This is a genomic window from Proteus faecis (assembly GCF_003144395.1).
In the GTDB taxonomy this organism is placed as follows: domain Bacteria; phylum Pseudomonadota; class Gammaproteobacteria; order Enterobacterales; family Enterobacteriaceae; genus Proteus; species Proteus faecis.
In genome coordinates, this window is sequence record NZ_PENZ01000051.1 from 47,516 (window position 1) to 63,247 (window position 15,732).

The 15,732-nt window shown below is 33.8% G+C and carries 15 protein-coding genes; 11 read left to right on the forward strand and 4 right to left on the reverse strand.

The window, feature by feature from the left end:
• The first annotated feature begins 74 nt into the window (after positions 1-74).
• Positions 75-710 carry a DUF1454 family protein gene (locus tag DK858_RS17325; RefSeq protein WP_109398467.1) on the forward strand — a complete coding sequence of 212 codons (636 nt, stop codon included), beginning with the start codon at positions 75-77 and terminating at the stop codon, positions 708-710.
• Between the two features lie 106 nt (positions 711-816).
• Positions 817-1,587 carry a triose-phosphate isomerase gene (gene tpiA, locus DK858_RS17330; RefSeq protein WP_069366847.1) on the forward strand — a complete coding sequence of 257 codons (771 nt, stop codon included), beginning with the start codon at positions 817-819 and terminating at the stop codon, positions 1,585-1,587.
• A gap of 105 nt (positions 1,588-1,692) precedes the next feature.
• Here the strand turns inward: tpiA and DK858_RS17335 are convergent, their stop codons facing one another.
• Together DK858_RS17335 and pfkA are read right to left on the reverse strand one after the other, a co-directional pair.
• On the reverse strand, positions 1,693-2,694 hold the full coding sequence (locus tag DK858_RS17335; RefSeq protein ID WP_109398468.1) for a sulfate ABC transporter substrate-binding protein: 1,002 nt from the start codon (positions 2,692-2,694) through the stop codon (positions 1,693-1,695).
• A 258-nt stretch (positions 2,695-2,952) separates the two neighbouring features.
• Positions 2,953-3,930 carry a 6-phosphofructokinase gene (gene pfkA, locus DK858_RS17340; RefSeq protein ID WP_023583426.1) on the reverse strand — a complete coding sequence of 326 codons (978 nt, stop codon included), beginning with the start codon at positions 3,928-3,930 and terminating at the stop codon, positions 2,953-2,955.
• A 532-nt stretch (positions 3,931-4,462) separates the two neighbouring features.
• On the opposite strand from pfkA, the gene fabG reads away from it, so the two are divergent.
• From fabG to DK858_RS17355, 3 genes are all read left to right on the forward strand, one after another.
• Positions 4,463-5,218: a 3-oxoacyl-ACP reductase FabG gene (gene fabG, locus DK858_RS17345; RefSeq protein WP_109398469.1), complete on the forward strand. Its 756-nt coding sequence runs from the start codon at positions 4,463-4,465 to the stop codon at positions 5,216-5,218.
• A 213-nt stretch (positions 5,219-5,431) separates the two neighbouring features.
• Positions 5,432-6,586 (forward strand): glycosyltransferase family 4 protein, encoded by a 1,155-nt coding sequence (locus tag DK858_RS17350; RefSeq protein WP_109398470.1) that lies wholly within the window; start codon positions 5,432-5,434, stop codon positions 6,584-6,586.
• A 70-nt stretch (positions 6,587-6,656) separates the two neighbouring features.
• A complete protein-coding gene (locus DK858_RS17355; RefSeq protein WP_109398471.1) occupies positions 6,657-7,442 on the forward strand; it encodes a glycosyltransferase family 25 protein in 786 nt (261 codons plus the stop codon).
• A 150-nt stretch (positions 7,443-7,592) separates the two neighbouring features.
• On the opposite strand, the gene cpxP is transcribed toward DK858_RS17355, so the two are convergent.
• Positions 7,593-8,135 (reverse strand): cell-envelope stress modulator CpxP, encoded by a 543-nt coding sequence (gene cpxP, locus DK858_RS17360; RefSeq protein ID WP_109398472.1) that lies wholly within the window; start codon positions 8,133-8,135, stop codon positions 7,593-7,595.
• A gap of 198 nt (positions 8,136-8,333) precedes the next feature.
• Here cpxP and cpxR point away from each other — a divergent pair, with 198 nt between their 5' ends.
• The 3 genes from cpxR to ispD all read left to right on the forward strand — a co-directional run bounded on the left by cpxR (position 8,334) and on the right by ispD (position 12,191).
• Complete coding sequence (cpxR, locus tag DK858_RS17365) at positions 8,334-9,032, forward strand: envelope stress response regulator transcription factor CpxR (protein ID WP_109398473.1); 699 nt, start codon at positions 8,334-8,336, stop codon at positions 9,030-9,032.
• Between the two features lie 12 nt (positions 9,033-9,044).
• The gene (gene cpxA, locus DK858_RS17370) at positions 9,045-10,436 is read left to right on the forward strand and encodes an envelope stress sensor histidine kinase CpxA (RefSeq protein ID WP_109398474.1); all 1,392 of its coding nucleotides are present in this window, start codon (positions 9,045-9,047) and stop codon (positions 10,434-10,436) included.
• A gap of 384 nt (positions 10,437-10,820) precedes the next feature.
• The gene (gene ispD, locus DK858_RS17375) at positions 10,821-12,191 is read left to right on the forward strand and encodes a 2-C-methyl-D-erythritol 4-phosphate cytidylyltransferase (protein ID WP_109398475.1); all 1,371 of its coding nucleotides are present in this window, start codon (positions 10,821-10,823) and stop codon (positions 12,189-12,191) included.
• A 34-nt stretch (positions 12,192-12,225) separates the two neighbouring features.
• Here the strand turns inward: ispD and DK858_RS17380 are convergent, their stop codons facing one another.
• The gene (locus DK858_RS17380) at positions 12,226-12,819 is read right to left on the reverse strand and encodes a DUF1919 domain-containing protein (protein WP_162556677.1); all 594 of its coding nucleotides are present in this window, start codon (positions 12,817-12,819) and stop codon (positions 12,226-12,228) included.
• Between the two features lie 78 nt (positions 12,820-12,897).
• On the opposite strand from DK858_RS17380, the gene DK858_RS17385 reads away from it, so the two are divergent.
• Genes DK858_RS17385 through DK858_RS17395 form a run of 3 tightly spaced genes read left to right on the forward strand, consistent with a single transcriptional unit; the run spans position 12,898 to position 15,731 of the window.
• On the forward strand, positions 12,898-14,112 hold the full coding sequence (locus DK858_RS17385) for an oligosaccharide flippase family protein (protein ID WP_109398477.1): 1,215 nt from the start codon (positions 12,898-12,900) through the stop codon (positions 14,110-14,112).
• On the forward strand, positions 14,090-14,920 hold the full coding sequence (locus DK858_RS17390) for a LicD family protein (RefSeq protein WP_109398478.1): 831 nt from the start codon (positions 14,090-14,092) through the stop codon (positions 14,918-14,920). The genes DK858_RS17385 and DK858_RS17390 overlap by 23 nt, the downstream gene beginning before the upstream one ends.
• Positions 14,921-14,924: 4 nt before the next feature.
• Positions 14,925-15,731 (forward strand): glycosyltransferase family 2 protein, encoded by an 807-nt coding sequence (locus DK858_RS17395; RefSeq protein ID WP_109398479.1) that lies wholly within the window; start codon positions 14,925-14,927, stop codon positions 15,729-15,731.
• Position 15,732 lies beyond the last annotated feature (1 nt).

The following is a 15,732-nucleotide window of genomic DNA, read 5'->3' on the forward strand; positions in this document are numbered from 1 at the left end:
TTGTGAATTACACTGTCCATTTAGTATCAAATAATACAGACTAGCCAATAACAGCACAGACAAACGGAGGACAGATGATAAAAGCAAGCACACTTTCTACGTTATACCTGATAATCATAAGCATTGCTCTTTGTTTGCCAACTTCTGTTTTTGCAACAGAGATGTCTGTCGCACAAAAACAGCCCAGTAAAGATGATATTGCCTATCTTAAGCAAGATGCGCCTGTTTTTGAGATGACCATTCCGGAGCTAAGAGCCAAGTTCAATCAACAAAATCCGTTGTTATCGCTTAATGAATATAAAATTATCACTAATCACGATATTGCCATCCCTCTTGTCAGAGCCGCAACGCGTATTACGCCTTATCTCTATTCATCTGCGATATTAGAGCGTGGTAGCGAAAAAATAAAAAGTTTACAACTCACGCTGATCCATACCCCTGATGCACCTGAATTAGAAAAGAGAAATCGTGAGATCACAACACAATACATTATCACTTTAGTCACTCAATTTGATCCATCTATAACCCAAGAGCAAATTCAAGAGGCTCTCAATTTATTCGCTTTTAAAAATCAAACTTCTGATTATATTAGCCATGATGTGGGGGCTATTCGCTATATTATTGCCCATGAAGATGATCAATTAACAACCTTTGCTATTGAACCGATTAAGCTTTCTTTAAACAGCAAGATCGTTTCAGCTATTCCGTGATAAAAAACAAAGCTATTCTATTCATTGTTCTCTATACTGTTGTGCATCAACAGAATTCGTGTTTATTAGCAAACTAAATTTAAACCACTCGGTTGGAGGAAAAGTTATGCGCCATCCATTAGTCATGGGTAACTGGAAACTCAACGGCAGCATTCATATGGTTCATGAATTAATTGCTGCATTACGTAAAGAAGTTAGCGGTGTTGCAGGTTGTGATGTTGCTATCGCACCACCCGCAGTTTACCTATGCCAAGCACGCCATGAAATTGGTGGAAGCCGTATCGCATTAGGTGCTCAAGATACAGGTGTTAACTTATCAGGTGCTTTCACTGGTGAAACTTCAGCAGAAATGCTGAAAAACGTTGATGTTAAATACGTTATCATTGGTCACTCTGAGCGTCGTACTTATCATAAAGAATCTGACGAGTTTATCGCTCAAAAATTCGGCGTGTTAAAAGAGTTAGGTTTAACACCAGTATTATGTATTGGTGAAACTGAAGCAGAAAATGAAGCTGGCAAAACGCAAGAAGTTTGTGCTCGCCAAATCGATGCCGTGTTAAATGCACATGGTGCAGCAGCATTTAAAGATGCCGTTATCGCTTATGAACCAATCTGGGCTATCGGTACAGGTAAATCTGCAACTCCAGCACAAGCTCAAGCTGTTCATAAATTTATTCGTGATCATATTGCGAAGAAAGATGCGGCTATTGCTGAACAAGTTATCATTCAATACGGTGGATCTGTTAACGATAAAAATGCAGCAGAACTGTTTGGTCAACCAGACATTGATGGTGCATTAGTCGGTGGCGCTTCACTGAAAGCTGACGCATTTGCCGTTATCGTTAAAGCAGCTGCACAAGCTAAAGCGAAAAAATAATTTTTATCTTTCTGGCTTCTGCCATTAATCGATAAAAATAGAGAAAATCACCTTACTGAATATAAAGCAGAAGGTGATTTTTTTGTTTTGCTTACCTCGGCTTAATCAACGGCGACTAATTTCATCAAATACCCCCCCAGTCGCAAAATGTATTTTCTGCGCAGATTGCCAATCACCAAAAACATCATTAAGAGTAAAGAGTTCTAGTGTTGGAAAACTGCTTTGGTATTTCTCTGCTATTGTTTTATCTCTGGGACGATAATAATTTTTTGCCGCGATCTCTTGTCCTTCTGGTGAGTAAAGATAGTCTAAGTATGCTGTGGCAATTTCTCGTGTTCCTCGTTTATCAACAACCTTATCAACTACCGACACAGTAGGCTCTGCAAGAATAGATACTGATGGTGTAACTATCTCAAATTTATCAGCGCCTAATTCATTAATCGCTAATAACGCTTCGTTTTCCCATGCAATTAATACATCGCCGATACCTCGCTCAACAAAGGTATTTGTTGCTCCTCTCGCACCTGAATCTAATACTTCAACTTGCTGATAAAGTGCTTTAACGAAGGCTTTCGCTTTTTCACTATCCTGATGATTAGCTTTTAATCCATAACCCCATGCAGCAAGATAGTTCCATCTTGCACCTCCTGAGGTTTTGGGATTAGGTGTAATAATGGAAACACCCGGTTGAATCAATGAATCCCAATCTTTAATTTGTTTGGGATTTCCTTTTCTCACTAAAAAAACGATTGTTGAAGTATAAGGGGCTGAGTTATCAGGTAATCGTGTTATCCATTGCTTGTCGATGCTTCCTCTTTGTGCAATCGCATCGATATCATAAGCGAGTGCCAATGTAACAATATCGGCCTCAATACCATTGATAACTGATGTCGCTTGCTTTCCTGAACCACCATGTGATTGGCGAATAGTGACACTATCTCCCGTTTTCTGCTTCCAATACTGACTAAATGCTTGGTTATACTGCTGATAAAGCTCTCGCGTTGGATCGTAAGAGACATTCAATAATTGAATATCTTTAGCCCATACGGTATTGGAAAAAAGTAACGTCGCTAAAACAGTTGATAATAAGCCCCATTGTTTAAACATAGCTATCCACCCTTTATCGTTAAGTATTTAACTAGGCTGACAGAAAGTGTTATCACGATGAAATAACAAAAAACCGATGGATATACACAACGGGAATATGACTAGCAATATAAGGGGATAAGAAGAAATAAAGGAAGATAGAAATAGCTAAATGAAATATTTTCACTCGAGAAGCTACTCTGACACAAAGAAAATGTATCAGAGCAGTTCACGAATAAGGATAGAACTCAGAAAGGCTCTGGTATTGCGGAAAATCTATTAATACAGTTTTTTCGCTGTCTCATACCAGTCTGCTTTAAAGACACGTTTCATATTCATAACCGCATCAATAATATCATGGTGAACCAGTTTTTCGTTTTGAATACCGACACAACGACCGCCATAGCCTTCTAATAGCAGTTGTACAGAGTAAGCACCCATGCGAGAAGCAAGAATACGGTCGTAAGCAACTGGAGAACCACCACGTTGGATATGACCTAATACCGTTGCACGCGTTTCATGTTTAGTTTCAGCTTCAATAAAACGTGCTAACTCATGCACATCACAAACGTGTTCGGTAATAGCGACGATTGCATGGCGTTTACCACGTTCAATACCCGCTTTGATTTCTGCCAGCAATTCATCACGATTAAAAGGTAATTCAGATTCAGGCAGAACAACAAATTCACAGCCCCCTGCGATTGCCGCAGACAGTGTTAAGTCACCACAGTAGCGTCCCATCACTTCCACGATAGAGATACGTTTGTGAGAAGTTGAGGTATCACGTAAGCGGTCAATTGCTTCAACAGCCGTTTCTAATGCAGTAAAATATCCGATAGTGTAATCAGTACCAGCAACATCATTATCGATTGTGCCCGGTAAACCGATACATGGAAAACCTGCTTCCGTTAATTTTTTTGCACCTAGATAAGAACCATCACCACCAATAACGACTAAGGCATCAAGCTCATTTTGTTTCATGTTTTCAATGGCGACAGCACGCACATTGTCTTCACGAAATTCAGGGAAACGAGCAGAACCAAGGAATGTACCACCACGGTTGATCATGTCTGACACGCTAAAACGGTCGAGTTTTTTCATGCGATTTTCGTATAGCCCCATATAGCCATCCATAATCCCATAAACCTCTAAACCTTCACTTAGTGCAGCACGAACAACACCACGGATCGCGGCATTCATACCTGGTGCATCACCACCACTTGTTAAAACCCCAATTCTTTTGATCCTATTGACCATGATTACCTCTGATTCTTATTCGATGTAATTATTGCAAAATTGTTGGAATAACTTTTTATCTCAATACCGGTTTGTCTGGTGTTATATACCGATATCGTAAATGCTGAATTGATTCAACAATACCATTGTACGCATATTTTTTACCAGTTCATCATTATCGTACATTTTTTTTCATAAACTTGATGCGCATTAAACTAATCAAATAGCCTGTATAAAGATTATACTAGTCTATCTCAAATGTGTTTCCTTAATAAGTTAACACTTTTTATACAGACACTTTACTGCCTTTTTGCATTCATCTCAAAAAAACGCTATTTATGCTAAAAAATAGCATCGGCATATTTTGATAAATATTCAATTTTCTCTGGTGTGATGTTCTATCTGCCGTTTATCTCTCTATTTTGTGATGTCATCCTTTTAAAGAAAAAAATGATCTAGGGTACATTTGTGACCAACAACAAAGTTCTCTGGTTGATTTACCGCTTTTCAAGCTAGACTGATACAGTGGAACTTTCACTTAATAGGAGGTTTTATGTTTGATTTAACGGGTAAAATCGCTTTAGTTTCAGGTGGTGCAAAAGGCATTGGTAAAGGTATCGTTATCGCACTTAAAAAGAGTGGTGCGAAAGTGATTATTGCCGATATTGATGATGTAGCAGGTAATAAAACAAAAGATGAATTAGATGTAGGTTTTATGCACCTTGATGTCACCCAACAATCCGCCTGTGAAAAAGTGATTGATAATGTTGTAAAAGAGTATGGCAAACTTGATATTCTTTGTTCCAATACTGGTATTTTCCCTCAAGCTACCATTAAAGAGATGACGGAAGCCGACTGGGATAAAATGCATACCGTAAACTTAAAAGGCATGTTCTTTTTAGTTAAAGCGGCACTGCGTGTAATGGAGAAACAAAAACAAGGTCGAGTGATCATTACCTCTTCTATTACCGGTGCGATTACAGGTTATCCTGGCTGGAGCCACTACGGTGCAAGTAAGGCGGGACAATTAGGTTTTATGCGTAGCGCAGCTCTTGAATATGCACGTCATGGTATTACCATTAATGCAGTGATGCCGGGCAATATCCTCACCGAAGGCTTACAAGCGCAAGGCGAAGCGTATTTAAATCAAATGAAAGCATCAATCCCAACACATACTTTAGGTGAACCAGAAGATATCGGTTACGCAGCTGCATTCTTTGCGTCGAATGAAGCAAAATATATTACAGGCCAGACAATTATCGTCGATGGCGGACAAATTTTACCTGAATCTCCAGAAGCGTTGTTGTAGGTCAAGATAAAAATCATGTAGACTGGTGCGGCACCAACCGCACCATAAACATAAAATATAAGAATATAATTTACTGTTTATGGGTAATTTCAGCTAGCTCTATTACTACAAATTGCTCATTCACCTCAGTGAAATAAAAAATCTTAAAAATCCACCAAATTATATTTTTATGTTAAATAATTATTTCACACTCTATTGCGAGTTCTACACGTTATGAATAAAGAAAATAAACGCAAAATTAAAGTAGGTCTTATTGTTGATGAATTCTTTGGGGCTGCAAATACTCGATTTGGTGGGTATGGATACTTAGCAAGATATTACATTGCTAAATATTTAAAAAATGAAGAGTTTGAATTCGATGTTTTATTAGGTAAAGGAAAAAGTCATTTTTTTGCTGAAAAAACAATAGTCGATGATGTAGCGCTTTATAAACTCCCCCGCAGAAAATGGTTTACACAAAGATTCTTAAAAAAGAAAGACTATGATATCTATTTTAGCGTTGAGCTTACACACGATAATGTATTAAAAAATGAACTAGATCCATCAAAACGACTAATTCTTTGGATACAAGATCCCAGACCTATGTATGAATGGGATGAAATTTTCACAGTAAAATTAATTCCTGAAACATCTTACTATAATCAAAAAATCTACGATCTTGTTCATTCTTGGTACAAAGAAGGAAGAGTACGATTTATTACTCAGGCGCAGTGCCTTAATCAAAAAGCCATTGATTTATATAATTTAGATAAAAACGTTTCTATTGATTTTGCTCCAAATCCAATTGATATTGACTATAATTTTGATGTTTTAACTCACCCTAAACAAAATAATGTCGTTTTTTTAGGCCGTATTGCATCCGTTAAACGAGGTTGGATTTTCTGTGAAATAGCAAAAAAAATGCCTGAATACAATTTCTATGTTTTAGGTAAAATATTTAGAGCCGATGACAAAAATCACGATATCATGTCAGAATATGAAAAAATTCCAAATCTTCACTTTGTGGGCCATGTTGAAGGAGAGGAAAAAAATAAATATTTACGCGATGCAAAAGTGCTAGTTAATAGCTCTATTCATGAGGCATTACCTGTTTCATTTCTTGAAGCATTATCTTTTGGCACATTACTTGTTAGTAACAGAAATCCGGACGACTTAACATCTAAATTTGGTATCCATGTTGGAGAAGTGCTTGGTAATGGTTTTGATAAAGTAGACTTATTTGTAAATGCAGTTAGAGAACTCATTGAGAATGATGAAAAGAGAAAAACATTATCAATAGAAGCTATTGATTATATTAAAAAAGTTCATAACGTGGATGATTTTATAAAAAATACACATGCAATCATCAAAGATGAGCTAACAAAATAAAAACAAATCTACTAAGGGAAATAACACTCTTATATTTCCCTTACAATATTACTTAGATAAAGAATATTACATGAATAATTTCATAATTAGCTTAAAAGATAATAATGAAGATAGGCGTACACATATATCTAATCAATTTAATTCAAAGAATATTCCATTCTTATTTTTTGATGCTATAAATAAGAGTAACTTAGATATTTCAGAACATTTAAATATACGCTTTAATAATCCTAATTTAACTGCTGGAGAAAAAGGATGTTTTTTAAGCCATATATTTTTATGGAAAAAAATTATTGATGAAAATATTGATGTAGCTGGAATTTTTGAAGATGATATTTACCTAGGAAAAAATTCTGAAGAATTGCTAAGAAATTATTCATGGGTGAATAAAAACATTGATATTATAAAAATTGAAAAATCTAATGATAAAATAAAAACATCCATTAGACCAATAAAAAAAGTCAATGATATTCAAATTGTTAGATTGAAAAGTCGGCATTTAGGTACTGCAGGATATATTATCACAAATAAAGGCGCTCATTTTTTATTTGATAAAATATCTCAAAAACCTATTAACAATCCAATAGATCATGAAATATTCAATGATTTATTAATAAACAATAAATATATTGTTGGACAAACTATGCCTTGCTTATGTATACAAGATTTTGTTTTAAATAAAAATGATAATAATTTCCCTAGTATTTTAGAAGATAATAGAATTCATCGCGTTATACATAACAAGACAGGAAGTAATAATAAAATTATACGAGAACTATCTAGACTAAAACAACAAATTTTAGATTTCACACTAAAAAACACAATAGAAAGAAAAGTATATTTCTACCTAAAATAAAACTGATATAACTAAAAAAATAACGAACAAAAAAAAAGCCCCTCTCCAGAGGGGCTGCAAAAGACAGGGATGGTGTCTATGGCAAGGAAAAAACTTCGTTGTTGCTACTTACTCTCTAACTAGGTACTTCTTTACTACACTCTTACTTCATTACTGATTTTGTTGACTTTGTTGGTCAAAATATGACATTTGCTGTTGGTAATTCTTTTCCAACTGCGCTTTCTGTTCTGGGGTTAACAACTGATACATTTGGTTATGGACTTTTGCCATTTCTACATGGCGCTCTATTGCTTGTTTATCCATATCTTGCATCTGTGCTCTTACAGCAGCTTCATCAAATTGAGGTGCAGTGACTAATTTATGCATATTCTCATGATGCTGACGGAAATTTCCGTTATATCTATCTTGATGATGCTGGCGCATTAAATCACGCATTTGAGTACGTTGTTGCTCAGTTAATGTGATACCGTTAAACATACGTGACTCGCCATAATTGCGATCCATCATATGTCCTCGTTGTCCGCGGTGACCTCTATAATCACGGTCGCCATGCATTCCATAGCCATAACCGCAGTGGTAGTTACCATTATACTGTTGCTCAGTAGGCGGATTAGTATTTGCAGTTTCAGCTAATACCATCGTCGGAGCTGCCAAAAACATTGATGCTAGTGCAACTACTGCTACTTTACGCATTGCTTCACTCCTAATTCGGTAAATTAATACCGACCTAATTAATACGACCTCAATGTGTATAATTCATATGTGTAATTCTTTGCTATGTGGATTACTATACCGTTACGGCTGCAAACTAGCGTCAGAGCGTGTAAAAGAACGTAAAGTCATAGATTCGCGCTATTTATTATCGTATTTTTCTCTTGGAGGAATTGACGAATGCATAAAATCTTATTAGTGGATGACGATCGCGAATTAACATCGCTATTGAAAGAACTACTTGAAATGGAAGGCTTTAATGTTGTAATCGCCTCTGATGGCGAGCAAGCACTTAAACTTTTGGATGCTTCTATCGACTTGTTATTACTGGATATCATGATGCCACGTAAAAACGGGATTGAGACACTCAAAGAGTTACGCCAAAATTTCCAGACCCCAGTCATTATGTTAACGGCAAGAGGCAGTGATCTTGACCGAGTTCTTGGCTTAGAGCTAGGTGCTGATGATTATTTACCAAAACCTTTTAATGATAGAGAACTGGTTGCACGTATCAGAGCTATTTTGCGTCGTTCAAACTGGAGCGAACAAAAACAGACTGATAGCACTACATCTCCAACATTACAGGTTGATAAATTACAACTTAACCCTGGCCGACAAGAAGCAAGTTTTGATAATGAACCGCTAGAGTTAACAGGAACAGAGTTTACTTTGCTTTATTTACTTGCTCAGCATTTAGGACAAGTCGTATCACGCGAACATCTAAGCCAAGAAGTCCTTGGCAAGCGCTTAACACCGTTTGATAGAGCGATCGATATGCATATTTCTAATTTACGCCGTAAATTACCAGAAAGAACAGATGGACAACCTTGGTTTAAAACGTTACGTGGCCGCGGTTATCTAATGGTTTCAATAACTTGATAAATATTCTTTATGATAAATAGTCTGTCAGCGCGCATTTTCGCAATATTCTGGCTGACGCTAGCATTAGTTCTCGTGCTAGTTATGATGGTTCCAAAGCTGGACTCGCGCCAGCTTACCCCTCTTTTAGAGAGTGAATACCGTCAAGGCGTTATGCTAGAACAACATATCGAAGCTGAATTAGCTCAAGATCCGGCTAACGATCTCCTTTGGTGGCGTCGATTAATTCGAGCCATTGATAAATGGGCTCCCCCTGGCCAACGTTTAATTATTGTCACGAGTGAAGGCCGGATCATCGGTGCTCAACGTAATGAGATGCAAGTTGTCAGAAACTTTATTGGTCAATCTGATAACGCCGATCACCCCAAAAAGAAAAAATATGGTCGCTCTGAGATGTTAGGGCCTTTTTCTGTAAGGGATGGTGAAGATCATTACCAACTTTATCTCGTACGCCCTTCAAGTAGCCCTCAATCTGACTTTATCAACTTATTATTTGATAAACCATTATTGTTACTCATATTCACCATGCTTATCAGCACACCATTATTAGTATGGCTTTCTTGGAGCTTAGCAAAACCCGCAAGACAACTTAAAAATGCCGCTGATGATGTAGCTAAAGGTAACCTACGCCCTCACCCTGAACTAGAAACGGGTCCTCAAGAGTTTTTAGCCGCAGGCACGAGTTTTAATCAGATGATAAGCGCTCTTGAGCGTATGGTAGAAGCTCAGCAACGTCTGATCTCTGATATTTCTCATGAACTACGTACCCCATTAACACGCTTACAATTAGCCAGCGCATTGTTACGTCGTCGTAGTGGAGAGAGCAAGGAGCTAGAGCGTATTGAAACTGAGACTCAACGCCTTGATGGTATGATTAATGACTTACTGGTGCTTTCCCGTAACCAGTATAAAAACGAGTTATTACGCGAAACAGTAAAAGCCAATGAATTGTGGGATGACATTTTAGATAACGCTAAATTTGAGGCCGAACAAAATAATAAGACACTGCAAGTCACTACACCTCCAGGAGCATGGCCTATTTACTGCAATCCATATTCTCTGGCGAGTGCATTTGAGAATATTGTTCGTAATGCCCTGCGTTATTCAAATTCTCGCATTGAAGTCGCCTTTACTGAACAGAACCAAGGCATCACCATTATTGTTGATGATGATGGCCCTGGCGTTAGTCCTGAAGATAGAGAGCATATTTTCCGACCATTCTATCGCACTGATGAAGCTAGAGATCGTGAATCCGGTGGTACAGGCTTAGGATTAGCGATTGTTGAAACTGCCGTCAGTCAACACAGAGGCCATGTTAAAGCCGATGACAGTCCATTAGGTGGTTTAAGAGTAGAGATTTGGTTGCCAAGAGCGGGTGCAAGTAATAAATCACCAACGGCTTAATAGAGTAATTAAACTGTTGTATCAAAATATACTGCCATCTATTGAAGAATAGGTGGCATATTCTTTTTGCTAGCATCTAACGATGCAATTCAGAATGATCTGGCTGAATCGACCGCTATTCCGATATTTATATATCTACAATCAATGCTAAAATACCCAGCTATTACTTGACCGTCTGGTTTGAAGAGTCTACTCTCAGTGCGGTTTTTCGCATATTGTTTAAATATGCTTATATAACAAAACTCTTATATTACATATAGATAAGAGTTTTTCGAGATAAATTTTGGCGCTCTGGGGGCCGTAAACCCAGTGCGGTAGCTTTGTAATAAATATATTTTTCCTCCCTACATTAATAATTAATTTGTTCTTATTAAAGGATAAGTAATGCCTAGAAATATTGCAGTGATCTTAGCTTCAGGAACAGGTTCTCGCTTCGAATCCAAAATTCCAAAGCAGTTTGTAAAATTAGCAGGGAAGCCCGTCATTCAATATACTATCGAAGCTTTTGAGAATTGTTCAGCTATAGATGAAATTTATGTTGTCACTAAAGAAGATTATATCGACTTGGTTTATGAAATTACTAATAAAAACGAATTAAAGAAAATATCTAAAGTAATTTCAGGTGGTAAAGAACGTTATGATTCAACATGGGCTGCAATTAACGCTACACCTGAAGAAAATTGCAATTTAATTATTCATGATGCAGTTAGACCATTTATTTCAGAAAAAATTATTAATGACTGTATAGCGGCCTTAGTAAAATATAACGCTGTAGACGTTGTTGTAGATGCTGTAGACACAATTGTTGAAGTTGATGGTAATTTTATTTCTAATATTCCTGACAGAAGAAAATTAAAACGCGGACAAACTCCCCAAGCTTTTAAAAGAGATACATTAAAAGATGCCTACAATAAATTCTTTTTAGATCCACAAAAAGCAGCATCAGATGATTGTGGCATTGTACTAAAATACTTAAAAGAAGAAAAAATATATACAGTCAATGGCGCGGAGTCTAACTTCAAGTTAACACATCAACAAGATTTATATTTAGCTGATAATATTATAAAAGATGGCTTATATACTCGATTAAATGCTGATAGTAACTTAATAAAAGAGAAAATAGACAATAAAGTTGTAGTCGTTATTGGGGGTAGTAGTGGTATTGGGGAAGATATTGTCACTCAATGTAAAAAACTAAATAGCAGAGTTTACTCTTGTAGCCGAAGTCAAAATAACGTAGATGTAACAGATAAAAAAAGTATTGATTTATTTCTCCATGAAATTTTTCTTAAAGAAAATAGAATAGACTTTGTTATTAATACAACAGGTCTATTAATAAAAAAACCTCTTTTATCAATGAGTAATACAGAGATTACTGATAGCTATATGATTAATTATACTGGTGTAATTAATGTAGCACTTGCATCTTATAAATATCTAAAAGAATCTCAAGGCATGCTTATTAACTTTACTTCCAGCTCATTTACTAGAGGAAGACCTAATTATAGTATTTATTCATCAACAAAAGCTGCGATTGTTAATTTTACTCAAGCAATTGCAGAAGAATGGCTACCATTAGGTATTAAAGTAAACTGCATTAATCCTGAGAGAACAGATACGCCGATGAGACGGAGTAATTTTGGGATTGAGCCAGCTAATTCATTACTTAGTGCAGAAGCTGTTGCCAAATTTACGCTATCTGCGATGTCATTTGAACATACTGGACAAGTTTTTAGTATAAAGAATGATTTATAGCTAAATTATAAGGGCTTTTTAAAAGCCCTTATAATTAAAGATGATCAAATATCTTTAAATATTTTCTATAATAAAAAAATCTCAGATTAAATAGGGCATTTCCGTCTATCAAGATTCCATTTTTCTTAAGAAAGTAACACTTTGTTTTACTAAAAAAAATCTTCTTTTTGTAAGGTAACCTATTTATTAGTGGTATTATATTTTCAATATCACCATCGCGATCGCATAATTTAACAATTATATTTTCAACACCAAATTTATCTATGTAATTTTTAAGTCTATCTTTCCTTCTATTCCATTTTTCAACACATTCATTTATTGAATGATAATGCAAGAAATGAATTTCACAATCATGGAATTTTGCAATTGGATATAAATCACTTTCTTTAAAATCACTCATTTCTAAGTCATCATTGATAAATGAGTCTAAATTATTTAAAATAAAAAGGAAATCATTTGGTTTTATAAACAACCCAACAAATGGAGTGTTATAACTTTTATTTAAAATATTATATAATCTAAATCCCCAACAGTTATTAGAAATTATACATATCTCTTTATTTTTCAATAATATACTATCAATAAAATCACTTAAAAATAATTTAGATAAAATCGAACTTAAAGACATAAATACTCCTAATAAAGAAATAAAAAAGCACGACATATTATCATAAAAAAAAACAACAAATATAGATACGATTATATTATGAGCTTAAAAAAAAATATAGTAAACCTCTTTGGCACTCAGCTGATTAGTTATGTCATTCCTTTGCTTCAACTTCCGTATCTCAGTAGAGTATTAGATACAGATAATTTTGGTTTATACATTTTTTCATTATCATTATTATCCATATGTAATATTATTAGTAACTATGGATTTGAGCTATCCATCCCCAAAAGAATAGCCTCTGAGAAAATTAACATTAAAAAATTAAGTGTTTTTATTTCAGCAATAAATTATATAAAAACATTTCTAATCATATTTCTAATCTTAACGACCATACTAATTAACTTTCACAATAATTATTTTGATAAACTAACTTTATTTTTTATAATCATTAGTATTATATCTAATGGGTATAATTTAATTTGGCTTTATTTAGGAATAGAGAAAATATATATATATAGTAGAATAATTTTTCTTTCCAGACTAATAGCCTTAATTTCTATTTTTTTATTTATCAAAGAAAATTCAGACAGTAACATATTGTATATTATAATTGCCATGCAAAATTTTCTAAGTACGTTTATTTGTTACTATTATCTTAAAAAATGGAAATTAAAATACCTATCATTTAATTTAAAAAGAATAAAAGAACTAGCCAAAGAATCGACAGAGTACTTTATTTCTAGACTAGGAGTTTCATTATATTCAACATGTGGTAGCTTCTTTATCGGTATAATGAGTGGTTCAATGCACCAAGTTGCCATATATGGTGCAGCAGAGCAGCTATATAAAGCGGGAGTAATGGTTATATCTTCAATATCAACACCATTAACCCCATATATGGCTAGAACTAAGAATTTCAGTATCTTTTTTAAGGTTACATTCCTAAGTATATGTATGACAATTATAGGTGCAAGTATTGGTTTCTTTTGGGGTGATAAAATCATTTCTATTATTTATGGTGATGAACTTATAGATGCATTTCCTATTTTAAAAATATTTATGATTACAATCATTGTAAGTATACTAGGTATCCATTTTGGATATCCAGCATTAATACCACTAAATAAAGAAAAATGTGCAAATTACAGTGTTTTATATGCAGGTTTATTCCAATTACTTGCTATTTCCGTCTTCTACCTGTTAAATATGAATATAACAGCCGTATTAATAGCCATATCATATCTATTATGTGATAGTTTAATGTTTATATATAGAATAAGTATATTTTATGTTAATTATAAAAAAAGATAACTCTTTATTAAGAAGTGCTCAATTAAAAATGTTAACTGCATTAATTGAAATAGATAGATTATGCTCCCTGCATAATATAGAGTATTGGATTGATGCAGGGACATTACTTGGTGCAGTCCGGCATAATGGTTTTATACCCTGGGATGATGATATTGATATATGTATGACTAGAAATGATTTTAACAAATTCATTAATGTCGCCTCAAAAAGCTTAAATAATGATTTATTCTTTTTACAAACAACCCAAACAGATAAAAACTATTATACATACAATATTCCTTGCAAAATGAGAGTAAATAATACTGAAATCATAGAAGAAACTGAATTAAAATATGGGTATTATAATTCAAAATCTCATCATGGCTTATTTGTAGATATTTTCCCTTATGATAAATACTCTACTAACCCCTTTATAAGAACTAATATAGAGCGTTTCTTATCAAAGATATATCAACTAAAATCAATAAGTAAATTCAAAAAGATAAGCTTAAATAAAAAAATAATTGTATTTTTATTATCACCTATAATTCCTAAGATAATGTTAAATAAAATAAAAGAAGCTCAGCTTCGTATAATGAATAATAGAAAAACTAATTACGTATATAGTGCAGGTATTGAAACTCCCTTTCATAGAGCAATTTTTACTGAAGAAGAAATTTTTCCATTAAAAAAAATTAGCTTTGAAGGCTATTTTTTTAGTTGTCCTAATAATATAGAACAATATCTTACTAAAATGTTTGGCGCTAATTATATGTCATTACCATCAATAGAGAATAGAGTTTCTCATTATCATTCAATAAAGCTTTAATATTATGAATAACTTAACAATAATTATCCCAACATTTAATAGGCCAGATAAATTAAATAGAACATTAAATCTTCTAAATAAAAAAAATTATAAATTTAATATCATAGTCGTTGATGATGGCTCATCTTCAACAAACAGGAATAAAAATAAAAAAATTTGTCAAAACTTTATTAATGTTGCCTATTATTGGCAAAATAACTCTGGACCATCACAAGCCAGGCTATTAGGCTTATTAAAGTCTCAAACTAAATATATTTCTTTTCTTGACTGTGATGACTATATTTCTATCGATTGTATTAAGGAAGTATGTTTTCTTCTTGAAAAAGAAAATAAATATGACTATGTAACAATTCAAAGTCAGTATGTTACTGATATTGAAAAAAGTTTGTTATTAACATGTACTCAGGAAAAAACAATTTCAAGAAAAATTAAAAATAATTTATTAAATACAATAATTGAACTGATCGGTTTTCCTATTAATTTCATATCTGGATGGAATCAATCAAATAGCATATATAAAAGAGAAAAAATATTAAAAATTTATAAAGTAAGAAATTTATCTTGGGCTGAGGATATTCCATTAAAAATCATGGTTAATAGATTTTTAAATGGATTAAGTATTAAAAAAAACAATGCATCATTAATCGAAGTTTCACATGGCAGGGGCTATCAATATTCCTTTAAACAAATCATCAACCTAGCTAAAGAAATAAACAATAATGAAGACAAAAAGATTGTTAATTTAATTTTATCTATCATAACCATACTTAGATATATACCATCCATGCTAATAAAAAAACTAAAAGGGTAAA

What these genes read in the sequence shown, in the direction of transcription:
- DK858_RS17325 (WP_109398467.1), top strand. Translation starts at nt 75, where the DNA reads ATGATAAAAGCAAGCACACTTTCTACGTTATACCTGATAATCATAAGC.
- tpiA (WP_069366847.1), top strand. Translation starts at nt 817, where the DNA reads ATGCGCCATCCATTAGTCATGGGTAACTGGAAACTCAACGGCAGCATT.
- DK858_RS17335 (WP_109398468.1), bottom strand. Translation starts at nt 2,694, where the DNA reads ATGTTTAAACAATGGGGCTTATTATCAACTGTTTTAGCGACGTTACTT.
- pfkA (WP_023583426.1), bottom strand. Translation starts at nt 3,930, where the DNA reads ATGGTCAATAGGATCAAAAGAATTGGGGTTTTAACAAGTGGTGGTGAT.
- fabG (WP_109398469.1), top strand. Translation starts at nt 4,463, where the DNA reads ATGTTTGATTTAACGGGTAAAATCGCTTTAGTTTCAGGTGGTGCAAAA.
- DK858_RS17350 (WP_109398470.1), top strand. Translation starts at nt 5,432, where the DNA reads ATGAATAAAGAAAATAAACGCAAAATTAAAGTAGGTCTTATTGTTGAT.
- DK858_RS17355 (WP_109398471.1), top strand. Translation starts at nt 6,657, where the DNA reads ATGAATAATTTCATAATTAGCTTAAAAGATAATAATGAAGATAGGCGT.
- cpxP (WP_109398472.1), bottom strand. Translation starts at nt 8,135, where the DNA reads ATGCGTAAAGTAGCAGTAGTTGCACTAGCATCAATGTTTTTGGCAGCT.
- cpxR (WP_109398473.1), top strand. Translation starts at nt 8,334, where the DNA reads ATGCATAAAATCTTATTAGTGGATGACGATCGCGAATTAACATCGCTA.
- cpxA (WP_109398474.1), top strand. Translation starts at nt 9,045, where the DNA reads ATGATAAATAGTCTGTCAGCGCGCATTTTCGCAATATTCTGGCTGACG.
- ispD (WP_109398475.1), top strand. Translation starts at nt 10,821, where the DNA reads ATGCCTAGAAATATTGCAGTGATCTTAGCTTCAGGAACAGGTTCTCGC.
- DK858_RS17380 (WP_162556677.1), bottom strand. Translation starts at nt 12,819, where the DNA reads ATGTCTTTAAGTTCGATTTTATCTAAATTATTTTTAAGTGATTTTATT.
- DK858_RS17385 (WP_109398477.1), top strand. Translation starts at nt 12,898, where the DNA reads ATGAGCTTAAAAAAAAATATAGTAAACCTCTTTGGCACTCAGCTGATT.
- DK858_RS17390 (WP_109398478.1), top strand. Translation starts at nt 14,090, where the DNA reads ATGTTAATTATAAAAAAAGATAACTCTTTATTAAGAAGTGCTCAATTA.
- DK858_RS17395 (WP_109398479.1), top strand. Translation starts at nt 14,925, where the DNA reads ATGAATAACTTAACAATAATTATCCCAACATTTAATAGGCCAGATAAA.